The 16,593-nt window shown below is 49.5% G+C and carries 10 protein-coding genes; all 10 read left to right on the top strand.

Going from position 1 to position 16,593, the window contains the following annotated elements; translation table 11 throughout:
* Positions 1-79: 79 nt before the first annotated feature.
* The 10 genes from DYE26_RS11160 to DYE26_RS11115 all read left to right on the top strand — a co-directional run bounded on the left by DYE26_RS11160 (position 80) and on the right by DYE26_RS11115 (position 16,593).
* Complete coding sequence (locus tag DYE26_RS11160; RefSeq protein ID WP_051985552.1) at positions 80-4,666, top strand: polysaccharide lyase family 8 super-sandwich domain-containing protein; 4,587 nt, start codon at positions 80-82, stop codon at positions 4,664-4,666.
* Between the two features lie 491 nt (positions 4,667-5,157).
* Positions 5,158-6,126, top strand: a complete 969-nt coding sequence (locus DYE26_RS11155; RefSeq protein WP_036624097.1) for a helix-turn-helix transcriptional regulator — start codon at positions 5,158-5,160, stop codon at positions 6,124-6,126.
* Positions 6,127-6,361: 235 nt separating this feature from the next.
* Complete coding sequence (locus DYE26_RS11150; protein WP_036624096.1) at positions 6,362-6,562, top strand: S-layer homology domain-containing protein; 201 nt, start codon at positions 6,362-6,364, stop codon at positions 6,560-6,562.
* 956 nt (positions 6,563-7,518) lie between these two features.
* A complete protein-coding gene (locus DYE26_RS11145) occupies positions 7,519-8,631 on the top strand; it encodes a Gfo/Idh/MocA family protein (RefSeq protein ID WP_036624095.1) in 1,113 nt (370 codons plus the stop codon).
* Positions 8,631-9,521 (top strand): carbohydrate ABC transporter permease, encoded by an 891-nt coding sequence (locus DYE26_RS11140; protein WP_036624094.1) that lies wholly within the window; start codon positions 8,631-8,633, stop codon positions 9,519-9,521. Before DYE26_RS11145 ends, DYE26_RS11140 begins: the two co-directional genes overlap by 1 nt.
* Before the next feature lie 11 nt (positions 9,522-9,532).
* Positions 9,533-10,375 carry a carbohydrate ABC transporter permease gene (locus DYE26_RS11135; protein ID WP_036624093.1) on the top strand — a complete coding sequence of 281 codons (843 nt, stop codon included), beginning with the start codon at positions 9,533-9,535 and terminating at the stop codon, positions 10,373-10,375.
* 120 nt (positions 10,376-10,495) lie between these two features.
* The gene (locus DYE26_RS11130; protein ID WP_036624092.1) at positions 10,496-11,860 is read left to right on the top strand and encodes an ABC transporter substrate-binding protein; all 1,365 of its coding nucleotides are present in this window, start codon (positions 10,496-10,498) and stop codon (positions 11,858-11,860) included.
* A 188-nt stretch (positions 11,861-12,048) separates the two neighbouring features.
* Positions 12,049-12,744: a response regulator transcription factor gene (locus DYE26_RS11125; protein ID WP_036624091.1), complete on the top strand. Its 696-nt coding sequence runs from the start codon at positions 12,049-12,051 to the stop codon at positions 12,742-12,744.
* A gap of 224 nt (positions 12,745-12,968) precedes the next feature.
* The gene (locus DYE26_RS11120) at positions 12,969-14,300 is read left to right on the top strand and encodes a 2-hydroxycarboxylate transporter family protein (protein WP_036624090.1); all 1,332 of its coding nucleotides are present in this window, start codon (positions 12,969-12,971) and stop codon (positions 14,298-14,300) included.
* 46 nt (positions 14,301-14,346) lie between these two features.
* Positions 14,347-16,593, top strand: coding sequence for an ATP-binding protein (locus DYE26_RS11115; protein WP_051985550.1), 2,247 nt, complete (start codon positions 14,347-14,349; stop codon positions 16,591-16,593).

Raw genomic sequence — 16,593 nt, 5'->3', positions numbered from 1 at the left:
GATATCATCGATATTTTTATACTCGCCCGTATCGGCGAGCACTCCCGGGGAAACGAATGCTTCTCAAGAGCTCGCTGATATGAAAATGATGAAAAAGCGTATGGTCGATTTTTACATCTCCAAAGATATTATAAATGATGGAACGAACGGTCGGGTCGAATGGACCTTCAAATCACAGGCTGGTACTTATTTATCCAATCAAAACCCGGATGGAAGCTGGAGCGATGTCGATTACGCGAGTACAACCTCCGCCGCCAATGGGAGAGGTTGGTCGCCCTACCTTGCCTTAGACCGGATGCAGTCGATGGCGCAGGCATTCGCTGACCCGAGTGATCCAAACTATCATAGTGCAACACTTTTGGAGGGGATTCAAAAGGCGCTGGATTATTGGTTCACGGTAAAGCCGACTTCAACCAACTGGTGGGAGACCGGAATCGGCAAACAATTAAGGCTGGAAAAAATTGCGCTTCTATGTGAAGGCTATTTAACGGCAACGCAAGTCTCCAATATTATCGGCACATTAGACAGCAGCCCGCACACGGTCGATGGAGCGAATTCGTCCTGGTACAATCAAAATTATATGTACCGCGGCTTATTGCTGGAGGATGCCCAGATCGTCCGGAACGCCGTGGATGCGTTTAACGTACTGTCGAATGTGACGACGACGGTGACGGGAATCCAGTCGGACATGTCTTTTTTCATGCATGGAAAAACGAATTATACGACGGGCTATGGAAGAAGTTTTGCCAGAGATATGTCATTCTGGGCCTACATTACCTCGGGCACCGCGTTCTCGTACAGCGAGGCGGCGATTGATTCGTTATCGTCATACTTGCTGGACGGCACAAGGTATCTTGTGAAAGGCGATGTTGCCGATCTGGGCATCGGGATGAATGGACCTGATTGGCCGGATTATGCGAGCGCGGCTTTGACCTTCTATGAAGATCCAATGCAATGGATGCAGACGGCCAATCCGAAGCGGGCTGCGGAGTTTGCCAGTTTTCTTGACAATATTCGCATGATCGGCACGAACACGAGCAACGGGCTGGACGTGAGCAATATGACGCAATGGCAGACGCTTGTCTCCTCCCATATGCGAACGGACTACGGAATTACGGTCAAGATGGCCTCCAGCACGGTTAAAGGCGGCGAATGGAGAACGATTCATCCCAGCGGATATAACCTGTTGTACTGGACACCGCAAGGAGCCACTGCCATTCAGAGAACCGGTGACGAATACAGACCTGTTTACCCGTTGATGGACTGGGCCCATGTTCCCGGTACGACGGCCCCGTACGTGCTCACGAAAGACGGGAATTTCAACAATCCCAAAACGTTTGTAGGCGGAGTGACAAACGAGCGTTATGGGGCCACCGCATTTGATTTTAACAAGTTGAATACAAGCGGAAAGAAAGGCTACTTCTTTTTCGATGATGAGATGGTGGCGCTTGGTGCAGGAATCGCTTCGACGAATACCGCGCCGATCCACACGACATTGAACCAAAGTCAGGCGATAGGCGAAGTTCTCGTAGACGGCACCCCGTTAGCAGACGGAACGATGCAAACGGGCGGACGCTGGGCCTATAACGATCATATCGGCTATATATTCCCGAATCCGACAGATTTTCAAGTAAAACGGGAGACGAAAACCGGAAAATGGAGCGATGTCATCTTGGGAAGCTCAACGGAGGCGATGACCAAGCCGATTTTTTCGATTTGGCTCGATCATGGCGTGAAACCCACAAACGCTTCCTATCAATACATTGTATTGCCGAACAAAACCTCCGAGGAGGTCAGCAGCTACGCGAGCGACAACCCGATAAGTATTCTTTCGAATACATCGTCCGTCCAGGCTGTCCGGCATAATTCTCTGGGAATTGCGGAGTTGCTGTTTTATCAACCCGGAACGGTGACGGTGAGAGACGGTTTGATTGTCACAGTAGATCAACCCGTAATGGTTATCGTTGACGAATCCGCAGCACCTGTCCGTATTTCGGTCGCCAATCCCGAAACACCGGGGATTACCGTGAACGTGACGCTGGATCGAAACGGAGAAACATCCACGACAAGCTATACGCTCGGCAAGGATACGTTCACAGGCCGAAGCATGACTTTGGATGAGGGGGCCTCCATCGACGACAGCGGATTCGATCTCGCTTACAGTAAAGGCGCGACCGCTTCATCCAGCAAAGACAATCGATATGCCTCGAATGCCACGGATCTTTACAGAACTTCGTATTGGAGTTCAAACGATGCGGATCATGAATGGATTTATGTTGATTTGCAAAATCAATATTCGATCAATCAAGTTAGGCTAAATTGGGAGAAAGCGTACGGGAAGAGTTATAAAATTCAAGTATCGGACGACGCTGTCACCTGGACGGATGTTTACTCAACGACGACGGGTGAAGGCGGAATCGAAGACATTTCTTTCAGTCCGGTAAGTAGCAGGTACGTTCGTATGCAAGGAGTTCAGCAGGGTGCCGGAAATGGCTACTCGCTTCATGAATTTAACGTGTATGAAGCAGTACCGCCCAATCTTGCAGAAGGCAAGCCGGTAGTGGCAAACTCGTCCAAAGCCGCGAACGTGGGGCCCGGTTATGCAGTCGATGGCTCACTTAGTACCCGTTGGGGATCTAACTATTCCGATCCGCAGTGGATCTATGTCGATCTTGGCTCTAGCAGGTCCATCCAGGAGGTAGCTCTACATTGGGAAGACGCGTATGGCGAAGCGTACCAAATTCAGGTTTCCGACGACGCGACGAATTGGACCACCGTTTACAGCACCACAACCGGAGACGGCGGAATCGATAGAATCTCCTTCGAACCCGTGAAAGCAAGATACGTTCAGATGTATGGTACGAAAAGAGGAACCAAATACGGCTACTCACTCTGGGAATTTAAAGTGTATTCGGCTCTTGCTACCGCCCCGGACGCACCTGCCGATGTGCATGCCGTCGGTCATGACGGGTCCGCTGAGGTAAGCTTTGCCGCGCCGATCCATAACGGCGGAAGCGAAATTACAGGCTATAAGGTCACCGCGTGGGCAAACGGAGAAGCTGTTGCGACGGCGGAAGGTTCGGACAGCCCAATCACCGTCACCGGTCTGACGAACGGTACGGCGTATACCTTTACGGTGATCGCAAGGAACGCCACATGGGAATCGGCCTCGTCCGCGCCGTCGAACGAAGTGATCCCATCGCCGGATGAAGCATCTGTTCCGGCTTCGCCTGCGAATTTGACGGCGGCGCCCGGCGACCGAGCCGTAACCTTAAGATGGGACGCTTCAGCGGAAAACGTCACCTATTCCGTGTACCAATATGAAGGCATGGCGGCGCCGGCCGATCCGGGCAACTGGCAGTTGACTCAAGCCAGCGTAACGGAAGCTACGTATACGGTAACCGGATTGACGAACGGAACGAGCTATGCGTTCACGGTGAAAGCCGTAGATGCGAGTGGTGAGAGTGATTTCTCCATGGCCGTGACGGCGACGCCCAATTCGACATTGTCGCAGGTTCCGGCAGCGCCGGTTCTTCTTGCCGCTTTGGCGGACGACCGGAAAGTTTCGCTGAGTTGGGATGCCGTGGCTGGAGCGGGTCGCTATGTCGTTTACAAGTATGCAGGGTCTGCGGCTCCGGTTGATCCAGCCGATTGGGAGCAAGTGCAAGCGAACGTCACAGAAACCGCACACACCGTAACCGGTCTGACGAACGGCACGCGATACGCGTTCTCAGTGAAAGCCGTGGGAGCGGGGGGCGAGAGCAAGTTCTCCAATGCCGTGACGGCGACACCGAAGGCTCCGCAACCGGAGACGCCGGGCAGCGGCACAGGCAATGACAATGATCATGATAATGGCAATAATACTTCCGTTATCAAATCGGCCAACGGCACCATCCTTATTCCGAGCGGCAGGACCGGTGAGGTTAGTCTCGATAACGAAGTTATCCTTACGATCGGCGCAGGAGCGGCGGAGCAAGAGCTGCGCATCGAGATCGAGAAGCTGCTCAGTACGGCAAACCTCGTATTCGATAAGGAAACGCTGGTCAGCAACGTCTTTGAATTGACGAAAAATATGGCTGGAAACTTCAAGAAGCCGATCGTCATCTCGATGAAGTTCGATCCGTCTCTCATAGGAGACAATCAAAGAGTCGCTATTTTCTATTATGACGAAGCAAAGAAAGTATGGATTGAAATAGGCAGCGTCGTGAAAGGCGATCGAATTACGGCCGAGGTGGATCACTTCACCAAGTTTGCGGTCATGGCTGTTGGCGAGAAGAAGGACGATAGCGGCGAATCGAACGAGCCGGCGCCATCGTTCATAGACATTGAGAAACATTGGGCGAAGAGCGCCATCCTGAGCGTGGCGGGCATGAAGTTTGTCAGCGGCTATCCCGATGGAACGTTCGAGCCGAATGCCGCCATTACCCGCGCTGAATTTACGGTCATGCTGGCCAATGCGCTTAAGCTGGAAGGAGCAGGTTCAGCGGCTGCGTTTACGGACGAGGCCAAAATCGGCGGATGGGCGAAGCAAGCGATCGCGAACGCTGTTGAAGCAGGCATTGTGAGCGGGTACGCGGACGGCAGCATCCGGCCGAATGCGCGTATTACCCGAGCGGAAGCGGTGACCTTATTGGTGAGAATATTGGAGCTTGGTACAGAACAATAAAACCTAGAAATTACGTTTGGAATTGTCTTTGTAAGCGGTCTTCCACGGACAACTGCGGGCGGGTATGCGTGATCTGCGCAGAACCCGCTTTTTTTGTGTTTTCATAAGGGGCCTGCCGTTTTGGTGCAGGGTTTCTTTAAGACAGTTTTCTTATTTGCTTGTCGACTCACTTGGTGATGCAAGATATCATATATTTCGTTGCTGCAAAACATCGCACAACAAAAAAATCGCGGTTGTGGCGGAATTGGCAGATGCGCTGGATTGGATATTATTGGATAACGCAAATCGGTTGCTTCATGCAGTGGCCTCAAAAGGATAAGGCGAATGTATGATGAATGCACGTAACCGTTGCGCTATTACGATAAGTTGGACTGTTGTTTGGTTAGGACAAAACAAAACAGATTCTCTCTTTTCCGCAAGTAAAATCAAGTAGTGCGATTTCCATTACTCTATAATGACTATAGGGTGGTTGAAACGAGGTGAACTGACGAATGTACGAGTGGCATAAGCAAATTCAAGTAATTGTTGATGAAATTGACGAATGTATTAAACACCGTAACGGTGAAGCTATAACGCTAAGGTTTCTTTCTCGCAAGTTGGGTTATTCCGAATTTTATACTACGAGAAAATTTAAGGAAATATCGGGTATGCAATTTAGGGATTATCTGCGGCATAGAAAATTAGCCTTTGCGCTAAAAGAGCTTCGGGATTGTGAAAAAAGCATTTTGGATATTGCTTTTGAGTATGGTTTTTCATCACATGAAGCTTTTACCAGAGCTTTCAAAGGAACATATGGTGTAACTCCAAGTGAATACCGAAAAAAGCCTAAGCCTGTCGTTCTTCGCACAAAAATAAACCCTTTCGACCGCTACTTTTTGGGATTGGGGGAGATTGGTATGATGAAATCTACAGATGATGTTAAAATTTATTTTGTAACCATTCCCGCACACAAATTTTTGCACATTAAAAACTATGAGAGTAATGGGTATTGGGATTTTTGGCAAAAGCAAAGTTTTATTCCGGGACAGGACTGCGAAACAATTTGCGGCTTACTTGATAGTATCAAGGGCAAACTAGATGACGAAGGTGGGAGCGAATCTAACGGCGGCAGCGGTCAGATTATGGCGTACATTAATGACCCGGACGGCAGACTCTGCGATTGGGGTATTCCACGTACAGAGTGTTATGGTGTACGACTTCCTTTTGATTATAAAGGCGAAGTACCACCACAAATGCTTATGATCGATGTTCCCGAAGCCGAGTATATTGTTTTTGAACATGGGCCGTTTGATTATGAGCAGGAAAATCGCAGTGTGGAGGAAAAGATTGAAAAGGCAATGGCAACTTTTGATTTTGTGGGCACTGGTTACTGCTTTGATACTTCCTCCGGTAGAATAATTTACTTTTATTTTAATCCGGAACGGTTTTTTAAGTATATCAGACCAGTGCGGAAGTCATAATTAATAAACGGCACCTGTCCCATGCGATAGGTGCTTTACTACATATGATTAAGTCCTGACACTGCTCCTCACAGATTGATTTAAATATAGAAAGTGAAAATATGAACAAAACCGGTGATGAAAGTCGTAGCGTCCATCCGTTAAATTTAACGGATACTCAAAACGTGGAGGTGAAGAAATCTTTTGTCGCCCGCTGTTGCTTCGTATGTCGTCCTGAAGAAAAATAATAAAATGCATGAAGCTTGTCAGCGGCTATCCGGATGGAACGTTCAAGCCGAATGACGCCATTACCCGCGCGGAAATGGCGTCGCTGATCGCTAGAGCGCTTAAACAGTCTGATGAAGCAGGCGCCACGACCGGCTTCGCGGACGATAAGGACATCCCGAAGTGGGCGAAAGGCGCGATTGAGGCGGAGGTACAAGGTAAGAGGAGTTGAAAATATGGCGGATGCTTGGAACAAAAAATATGTGCTGAAACAAAAACGTCCTGGTTGCGGAAATCGAGCTTGACGAAGCGACGAGTGCCATTTCGGCGATCGGCGAGGTATATGACGCACCGCACGCCATCCGCGGACGATGGGGAACCGGAACGATGAGAGGTTAAAAATGCGAAGGTGATGGAAAATGATCCAGTGGGCTAACTCCCCTTGGATCATCGAGCCCTCTCGACCGCGCCATATTAAGAGTGAATCTAGCCACAAATATTCTAACGGTTGTCACAAGCGCTATTTGTTCCAAGTACGTTGAGTTCAAATTGTAACGGTTGCCATGGCGCTTATTTCGCTGAAATCCGGCTATTTTTGCTTAGATTCAGGCAAATAACGGCTCTCGCAACCGTTAGAATTTAGAAAAGGTCTTTTTTCGGAGAATAGCCGCTGTTGCAACCGTTAGATTTCCGGGTAATCCTTTGCTTCCTCGCTGGCGGGTAAGCAGATGGTGTCCTCTTTTGTATCCTCGGGAATCATCATGCTTTTGGCGGTCAGATCATTTCAAAATATCGGATTTTTTCCGTAAGCATGCGCTCTTTGTCGGAGAGGCATGTTTTTTTCGTACTCGGAATATGTGCAAAAAGGCGCAAACAATAATGGCAAAAAATCGTTGACAAACGAAAAAAACGTGCAATAATTTATGTTAATAATATCAAATTTGCCGCAAATATAAGTGCAATATTTCGTGAAATTTGCCTATGGCGTGAACCCGTTTTTTCTTGCGTTACAGAATGGAGAGTGCGTAAAACAATGGTATCTAAGCAGTGTGTCTTCTTAGGGCAATATTTTATTCAGGATGACATTCGCTAAATCCGAATCCTTTGCAAGGAAAAACGCGGCGATAACCATCACGTATTCAATCGGACAATTTGCGGCAAATCAATGCGAAAAAGGAGTGTGCTGCTATGGGGAAGATCAGAATGGGATTTATCGGTGTTGGCGATATGGGATCACACCACGCCCTGGGGTTTGACCAACTGGACGACTGTGAGGTGCTGTACATATGCGATATGAACGAAGGGAACGTAGCCCGGGCGTTAAAGGAACTTCATAACAGCAAGCCGGTTATCTGCTCCGATTACCGCGAACTGCTGGACAAGGAAGATCTGGATGCCGTCGTTATCAGCGTGCCGAACTATATGCACCGGCCGATCGCGGTGGCTTTCCTGGAGGCGGGCAAGCATGTTTTTCTGGAAAAGCCGGTCGCGCACACGCTGGAAGATTGCGATGCCATCATCGCGGCCGCGGAGAAGCATCAGCGCATCCTGCAGATCGGTTTGGTCTACCGCTATTCGAATGTCTACCGCAGACTGGCGCATGAAGTGGGGATGGGACGGCTCGGCGAGGTGAAAATGATGTGGTGCAAGGAATTCCGCGATTCTTTTCCGCCGGCGGACTGGTTTTATGATAAGACGAAATCGGGCGGATCGATCGTGGAGAAGGATTGCCACCACTTTGATATTTTCAACTGGATGATCGGGGCGAACCCGGTGCGGGTGTTTGCCTCCGGCGGACAACACATGATCAAGCAGGGGCAGCCAAACCTGATCACCAATTCATACAGCCACTATCCGGCGAAAAATATCGACAATCCCACGGTGGTGGACCACGCCTTTATTACGATCGACTACGATAACGGAAGCAAGGCCAATCTCGGTTTGTGCCTCTACTTGAAGCCGATGAATTTAATGGGAGACGGGCTGGAAATCGGCCTGATCGGCAGCAATGGCGCGCAGATGGTGGTGAAAAACGACAAAACGATCGATATCGCCGGCGGGGAGAATTCCACCCGGGACCATCTCGACATCGACGTCATTTCGGACTCGATTATGGGCGGACACACCGGCGGGCAAGCTCAGCGCATTGATTTCCTGAATTGCATCCGCAGCAACAGGCAGCCTTTTGCCAGCGCCGAGGTGGGAAGGAATGCTTTGCTGATCGCTTTGGCCGCGGAGAAATCGATTACCGAGGAGCGGTACGTTTATTTGAAGGAATTAACCAATCACGGGGTGTCGTGATGAACCAATTACGCAAATATGACACACTGGTCTTCTTTCTTTTTATCCTGCCCTGGATCATCGGGTTTACCGTCTTTTTTCTGGTTCCGTTCGGCACCTCGATCTTCTACGCCTTTACGGATGCGAAGCTGCCCGGTGCGGTCAATTATCAATTCATCGGCCTCGCCAACTTCGTCGAAATGCTGAGCGATCCCATCTTCAGCAAAAGCTTGTTTAATACGATGTTTTTTGTGATCATCGGGGTTCCGATCGTCTGTGCCGGGATGTTGCTGCTGGCGATGCTGCTGAATTTCAAGGTGAAGGGAATCGCCTTGTACCGGACGTTTTATTATTTGCCCACTTTGGTGCCGATTGTGGCCACTGTGATTATCTGGCGGCTGGTGTTCAACTCGGAATTCGGGATATTGAACGCGGTCCTCGGTATGTTTGGTGCCGATAAAATCGATTGGCTCGGCGGAGAGCATACCATCAAGCCGGTCATCATCCTGCTCCAGGTGTGGATTTCCGGCAGCGGCGTGCTCATCTTCCTGGCCGCCTTAAAAAATGTTCCCCGGCATCTTTATGAAGCGGCCGAACTGGACGGAGCAAGCGGCGTCCGGCGATTTTTTTCGATCACGCTGCCCATGATCAGCCCGTCCATTTTGTTCGTGGTCATTATTCAAACGATGTACAACTTTCAGATGTTTACGGAAGCGATGCTGCTGTCCAAAGGCGGGCCGAATTATGCCTCCTACACCTTCGTCTACAACATTTATAAATCCGCATTTACCGATCTGAAGTTCAGCATGGCGATGGCGCAATCGCTGTTCCTGTTTGTGCTGATCGCTCTGGTGACCGCTGCGCTTATGAAATTATCCAACCGGTATGTTTACTATGAAGCCGAAAATTAGGGGGAACACGAATGAATGATGGACGAAAAAGCAGTTTCGCTGCGATCTTATCCAAGTATTTGCTGCTCTCGGCAACGCTTTTGTTGTTTGTCGGACCTCTGGTGTGGCTTCTCTCCACGATGATGAAAACCAAGGCGGAGACCTACAAGGTACCTCCCGCTTTATTGCCCGAGCATTTTACCTTTGAAGCTTTTGAACGGTTGTTTGCCGTACAGCCGCTGATGTGGCGCTGGATTCAAAACTCTTTTGCCATCTCCATTCTTGTCGTCCTCGGGGCCGTCTTTTCAAGCTCGATTGTGGCCTACGGATTCTCGCGGTTCACGACGAAATACAAAGACAGGCTGTTTGCGATTGTGCTCATGACCTTGATGATCCCGCCCTCCATCATGATGATTCCGTCCTATGTGCTGTATACCAAGCTCGGGTGGATCGATACGTGGTTGCCGCTCATCGTTCCAGCTTGGCTTGGAAGCGCATACTACATCTTTTTGTTTCGCCAGTTTTTCCTGACCATTCCTTTGGAACTGGATGAAGCCACCTATTTGGATGGCGGGAACCGCTGGACGGTTTATGCGCGGGTGATGATGCCGTTATCGAAGCCGATTATTATCACCACGATTATTTTTGCTTTCGTTAACTCCTGGCTTGATTTCCTCGGACCTTTCCTGTACATCAAGGACAACCTCAAGTTTACGCTCAGCGTGGGGCTGCAGCTGCTGATCGGGCAGACCAGCCAGGACTTTCCGGCGCTTGCGGCCGGAGCCTTCATCAGCATCATTCCGATCGGCCTGCTTTATCTCTTCGCCCAACGCTACATTGTCGAGGGGGTGGTGCTGACCGGAACGAAAGGATAATTCAGCGGAGCTGAGCAATTCTATAATCGCAAGAAAAACTACCTTTAAACGCGGTCTAGAGCTTCCTTGAAAGTACCTCGATAGACGTTTTTCTTACTATCCAAATAGGGGGTAATTTGCTTGAAAACAAAGCGCAAATGGTTGATCGGCAGCTGGGTTCTGATATTGACTTTGGTGATGGGGCTGGCAGGCTGCTCCCAAGGAGCGGATAAACCCTCGGCGGCGGCGGCGGATTCTGATTCTGCCGGACAAACGGCCGGTAGCGGGGCGGGAGAACCCGTCACGATCACGTATTCCCAGTGGGGAACGGCTGAGGAACTGCAGCGCGTGCAAGAGCTGCTTGATCAATTTATGGAGGCCAATCCGAACATCACCGTGAAGCTGGAAGGCAAGGCTTGGGGAAGCTACTGGGACGGGCTGACCGCGAACGCCGCCGGCGGCACGCTGCCCGATGTTTTTAAAACGAGCTACGCCTACATTGAAAAATACGCCGAGCTTGGCATCTATAAAGAACTGGACGGCTTGCTGTCCGCCGGTTCGTTTGATTTGAACCATATCGATGCAAGCTTGCTGAGTTTGCATAAATATAAAGACAAACAGGTGTCGCTGCCGATCGACGGCAACGTGATTGTCTGGTATTACAACAAAGCGCTGTTTGACGATCCCAAAACAAATCCAAAGGGCGCGGCTGTCCCATCGCTTGAACCGACCTGGGATGAGATCATCGACATTGCCGCGAAAATGACGCTCGACAAAAACGGCAAAAGCGCGGATGAGGCCGGCTTTGATGCCAAATCAATCGTCCAATGGGGGATGTCGATCTCTCCGGGCTCATCGATGGACTGGTTTCTTGAGCCGGAGCTGTGGTCGAACGGGGCCAAGCTGGTCAACGAGGACGGTTCGCTGGCGCTGGATACTCCGGAGGCGCAAGAGGTGCTTGAACTGTTTATCGATCTGACGAAAAACAAAAAGATCAACACGACCCCCGCCCAGATTGAGGGGCTTGGCGGCCAGGTGAACCTGAGCATTACCACAGGAAAGGTAGCCATGAACCCGGGCGGCAACTGGAATACAACGAACTATAAAGAAGCGGGCATCGATTACGGGATAACTTACCTGCCCAAGTTTAAAACGGCGCAGACGGTGGTGCAGCCGGCCGGCGTAGCGATCAGTGCGAATACGAAATATGAGGAGGCGGCTTATAAGCTGCTGTCCTGGCTGGCGGGTCCCGAAGGCCAGATTGCGCTGGCGAAGCAGGGATATTCCTTGCCCGCCAACAAAGCGGCAGCCGGCACGTATGTGCAAACCACGGGCGAGGCGAATCAAATTTTCCTCGACGCTCAGAAGTTCGGCATTATCTCGCCGTTTACGGCGAAGAAAACCGATCTCGTCTGGACCTACGGCGAGCAGGCGCTGAAGCTTCCGCTGGCGGGCGAGGGCGATCTGCAGGCCGCGCTTCAGGATTTGGCGGCACAGATCAAATGAGGTAGCTATAAGCCCGCTCCACGAGCGGGCTTTTTTCGTTCCAGGGAGCTCACTCCTTATACCAGCCCATTGTCCCATTTTTGTCATCGCCTTGTGCATTAATTCACAAGTTAATGTTATAATAGGGAGCGGATGTTTTCTTAACAGGGGAGAGGCATGATTTTTGACAAAGGGAGTGCAGCAAGGGAATGAGTAAAGCCAAGGTGCTTATCGCCGACGATGAAGATTATATTCGAAAGCTTGTCAAAAATGTACTTGAAAGCGATAACATGCAGGTGGTTCAAGCGGAAAACGGAAGTGAAGCGCTCAGTATAATCCGGAATCAGGCTATTGATCTGATCATATTGGATATCGTGATGGATGATTACGACGGGTATGACGTGCTTGGAAAAACCCGGGCCATGGGCATCTATACGCCCATCATCTTTCTTAGCGGCAAAAAGGAAGACACAGATCAGATTATCGGTTTTGGTCTGGGAGCCGACGCTTATATTACGAAACCGTTCAGTCCGTCGGTGCTTAGCGCACAGGTCAAAAACCATATTAAGCGCTACCGCGAGCTGATCGAATTAAAGGACGCGTATACGAAGCTGACTCAAGGTCCGTTCCTGTTTAATCTGAAATCCTATACATTTTATAAAAACGGTGCTGAAGTGCCGCTTTCTTCCAAGGAAGCTCTGCTGATGAAATTTTTCATGGAGAATCCCAACCAAGTATTCAGCAAGGAGCAGTTGTACCAAAACGTTTGGAAGGAAACGGTGATCGACGATAATACGATCATGGTCTACATCCGGCATTTGCGAATGAAAATCGAGGATAACCCCGAGAAGCCCAAGCATATACAGACCGTATGGGGTATTGGATACCGTTTCGCCGTGGATTAAGCAGGCTCGAAATACAAGCGGTTGGATTGGGAGATTTCCCGATCCGGCCGTTTTTTTGTATGGCGGGATTCTTAAAATATTTTAAGATTCAGTCAGAATACTTTAAGCTTTGCTCTTTATGATGAGGATGTGTCTCGAGACAGTATCAAACTTGGATCACAACAGGAGATGAAAGCGTTTGTTTATGATTGTGAAAAAATGCCCTAATTAAGAGGAGGAAGAATATGATCAATAATCCGTTAGAACTCCCTCTGCAGCAACAACCGGTTTGGAAAAAGGTGTTAAGCTACCGGATTGGAGGCGTCATACCGGTAGGGGTGTATATTCCGTTTATGCTGGTGGTCTATTTTCTGATTCACAGCGGTCATTTTCCGCAAGATATGCTCGGGGCCGCATCCATTATGATGCTTTATGGTTTTATTCTGGGCGAAATCGGCAAGCGAATTCCGATCCTTAAGGATCTCGGAGGCGCTCCCATTTTGGCGACATTCGTACCGTCCTATATGGTCTATGCCGGACTGATGCCGCAAGCAGCAATTGATACCGTTACCGTATTCATGGAACAAACCAACTTCCTGTACCTGTACATTGCCATCGTCATTTGCGGCAGCATTCTCGGGATGAATCGGGATTTAATGGTGAATGCGATCGTAAAGCTGTTCGTGCCGATTATTGCCGGTACCCTTCTTGCCACAGGTGCAGGCATGCTTACAGGCATCGGTCTTGGGCTCGGCGCCTACAAAACATTCTTCTATGTGCTTGTTCCGATTATGGCCGGCGGCGTAGGGGAAGGTGCGATTCCGCTGTCCATTGGCTATAGCCAAATTCTAGGCACAACACAGGAAGAAAATTTCGCGGCCGTTCTACCGGCAGTGATGCTGGGCAGCTTATGCGCGATTATTTTATCGGGGTTGTTGAACAAATTGGGGCAAAAGAAACCGGAGCTGTCAGGGAATGGCACATTGCTCAAATCAGGAGACAGCGACGTATTAAAGTATGCGGAAGACAAGGACAAAAAACCGATCAACCTGAACCAAATGGCAACAGGTGCCGTCATGGCCGTCGGTTTTTTCATGCTCGGGAACTTGGCGGCTGAAGCTGTTGGGCTGCCTGGTGTAATCGTTATGCTATTCGCTGCTGTTATTGTGAAGTACTTCAATCTTCTGCCAAAGCAGCTTCAAGATGGAGCGCAAATGATGCAGCGTTTCTTCGTCGTCGCTGTAACTTACCCGCTGCTGCTTGGTATGGGCGTGGCTAAAACACCTTGGGAAAGCCTAGTTTCCGTATTGAGTCCCGCTTATTTGATTACAATTGCCGTAACCGTCATCACTATGGTTGCAACGGGCTATTTTATAGGAAAGTGGATGAATATGTACCCGGTTGAAGCGGCGATTATTACCGGAACCCGCTGCAGCCAGGGAGGAACGGGCGATGTGGCGATTCTGACCGCTTGTGACCGGCTGCAATTGATGCCCTTCGCACAGGTGTGTACCCGTCTAGGCGGCGCGGCTACTGTAACCGCGGCTATCTTCCTGCTTCGCTGGCTAACGCTCTGAGCAATTTCTTGCCGTTTATGGAACAGCCCGGAGGGAATGAGCCTGTATGCATTTCAACTTGAGAAAGCAGCTGAAACGAAAAAGCTTGCCTTATAACCTAGTATTATTTGCGCTTCCATTCATCGTTCTGATCCTCGTTCGGATGGCTTATTCGGTTTATATGGACAGCGAACGGACGGTGATCCGCCAGCAAGAGGAGCAACTGCTGACCATAGCCAAACTGACAAGCAAAAATTTGGAGGCTTCCTTTGAGGAGCAAATCCGCAATCTCGAAATTGTGGCGGGAAACCGCAGTGTCGCTGCCGGTTTGGCGGATAGTGACACGGGGCCTGTACAACAAGCGATAGAAGCTTATTACAAGGCCAAGAAAGAAAGGGTTAACAGCATTATTGTGATCAACAGAGCGGGAAGCATAATGAACACCTATCCCCGAATGAACGATGCCGAAGCCCAAAAAATTTATGACCTGGTCAACGAGGATATCAAGCGGGCCATGAAGGAAAAGAGACCTTTGATCGGGGATGCGAAGCTTGAACAGCCGGAATCGTATGTATTGCCTATTATTCATCCGGTATTTCTGGACAATGAATATGAAGGCATGCTGATCAGCAGCGTGGATCTGAACGCCTTGTATGAACAGCTCGTCAAACCCGTCAAGGTTGGGATGAAAGGTTACATTCATGTGAAGAACGCTCGGGGGATTTATCTTATGAATCCGAAACGGGACAATATCGGGAAGTCCGTTGAGACCTTGAAGAGGATCTATCCGAACCTGGATTACAAGGACCTAGACAGGCTGATAGATATGCAGATGAGCCGGGAGGAAGGGTCCGCGGAATACAATTCTTACTGGTGGATGGATAAGGATTTCAAAAAAACAAAGAAATTCGAATCTTTTTCCAGGCTCCGATTTAATGAGTTCTTTTGGGTCGTTACCGCCGTTATGGATTATGAAGAGGTAAAAGGCCCGATCGCTCAAAGCAGGATTAGGCTCCTTGAGATCTTTGCCACGATTCTGCTGATCCTTTCCTGCGCTTTCTTCATTATTATGAAGACTCAGCGAAAAAAAGCGGCACTGGAAGTGGAAACCAAATATTTGCGGAAGCTGAATTCCACCAACGAGGAATTAAGAAAGAAAGATATGCAGCTGCTGCATTCCCAGAAACTTCAGGAACTCGGCATGCTTACCGGGGGCATTGCCCATAATTTCAACAACCTGTTGACTCCGATTCAGGGTTATTCTGAAATCATTTTGCACAAGCTTGACCCCAAGGATGAGATCCATGAGTATGTGAACGAAATCTACGAAGCTTCCGAGAAGGGCAGGAACATCATCGAGCAGATTCTCGTCTTCAGCCGTACCGACAGCGGTAAAGGCAAGCATGCAGCCGTAAGTTTAGAAGAACTTATTGCTGAAACGCTGAATCTGGTGAAGCCGATTATTTCCCCCAATATCAAAGTGATTTTCGAAAAGAAGGGCGGCTCATCGGCGATTCTTGCCAATAAAGTACAGATTCAGCAGGTAATTATGAATTTGTGCAACAATGCCTGTCATGCCATGAAATATAACGGCGGAGTATTGAATGTCACGCTGGAGAATGTGCCCGCACAGGAGCTTGAGCAAATTCAGGACGAAGTAACTGATACGTCTGGCGCATATGTGAAACTTTCTATTTCCGATACGGGTCACGGGATGAGCAAGGACACCATGTCTCGAATCTTCGACCCGTTCTTTACGACAAAGGTTGCAGGCGAAGGCACTGGGCTGGGACTGTTCATCGTTTACGGCATCATCAAAAATCACAATGGCTTTATTACCGTGGATAGTGCAGAAGGGAAAGGAAGCTCCTTTACGGTCTACCTCGCTCAGGCACGTTCGCTGATTGCCGGCCGGCAATCGGATTTGCCGCCCGTTACTGTAGAGCCCAAAAGCATTCTGTTGATCGATGACGACAGGAAAGTATTGAGGGCCATGAGAAGAGGTCTTGAGTCGGTGGGCTACAAGGTGTTCCCTGAGCAAGACAGCATCGAAGCGCTGAAAATTTTCGAGCAGGCTCCGACCCGGTTTGACGTTGTCATTACTGACCAGGCTATGCCTTACCTTAAAGGTCTGGAGCTTGCGGAACGGATGAAGGCGCTGCATCCCCGGATCAAGATCATCCTGGTGACGGGATTGGTCGAGGAAAATGTTACCCGGTACAAGGAACGTCTGATTATAGACGATTATATGTGCAAACCAGTTACGGGCTCGGGATTGGCAAGGGTGATCGGTGACATTTTCCGGTCCTCGTAA

This window comes from Paenibacillus macerans (genome assembly GCF_900454495.1).
In the GTDB taxonomy this organism is placed as follows: Bacteria; Bacillota; Bacilli; order Paenibacillales; family Paenibacillaceae; genus Fontibacillus; species Fontibacillus macerans.
Note: the sequence above shows the minus strand (reverse complement) of the source record. Positions and strands in the feature narration are given on the sequence as shown.

What these genes read in the sequence shown, in the direction of transcription:
- DYE26_RS11150 (WP_036624096.1), top strand. Translation starts at nt 6,362, where the DNA reads ATGAAGCTTGTCAGCGGCTATCCGGATGGAACGTTCAAGCCGAATGAC.
- DYE26_RS11155 (WP_036624097.1), top strand. Translation starts at nt 5,158, where the DNA reads ATGTACGAGTGGCATAAGCAAATTCAAGTAATTGTTGATGAAATTGAC.
- DYE26_RS11160 (WP_051985552.1), top strand. Translation starts at nt 80, where the DNA reads ATGAAAATGATGAAAAAGCGTATGGTCGATTTTTACATCTCCAAAGAT.
- DYE26_RS11135 (WP_036624093.1), top strand. Translation starts at nt 9,533, where the DNA reads ATGAATGATGGACGAAAAAGCAGTTTCGCTGCGATCTTATCCAAGTAT.
- DYE26_RS11115 (WP_051985550.1), top strand. Translation starts at nt 14,347, where the DNA reads ATGCATTTCAACTTGAGAAAGCAGCTGAAACGAAAAAGCTTGCCTTAT.
- DYE26_RS11120 (WP_036624090.1), top strand. Translation starts at nt 12,969, where the DNA reads ATGATCAATAATCCGTTAGAACTCCCTCTGCAGCAACAACCGGTTTGG.
- DYE26_RS11125 (WP_036624091.1), top strand. Translation starts at nt 12,049, where the DNA reads ATGAGTAAAGCCAAGGTGCTTATCGCCGACGATGAAGATTATATTCGA.
- DYE26_RS11145 (WP_036624095.1), top strand. Translation starts at nt 7,519, where the DNA reads ATGGGGAAGATCAGAATGGGATTTATCGGTGTTGGCGATATGGGATCA.
- DYE26_RS11140 (WP_036624094.1), top strand. Translation starts at nt 8,631, where the DNA reads ATGAACCAATTACGCAAATATGACACACTGGTCTTCTTTCTTTTTATC.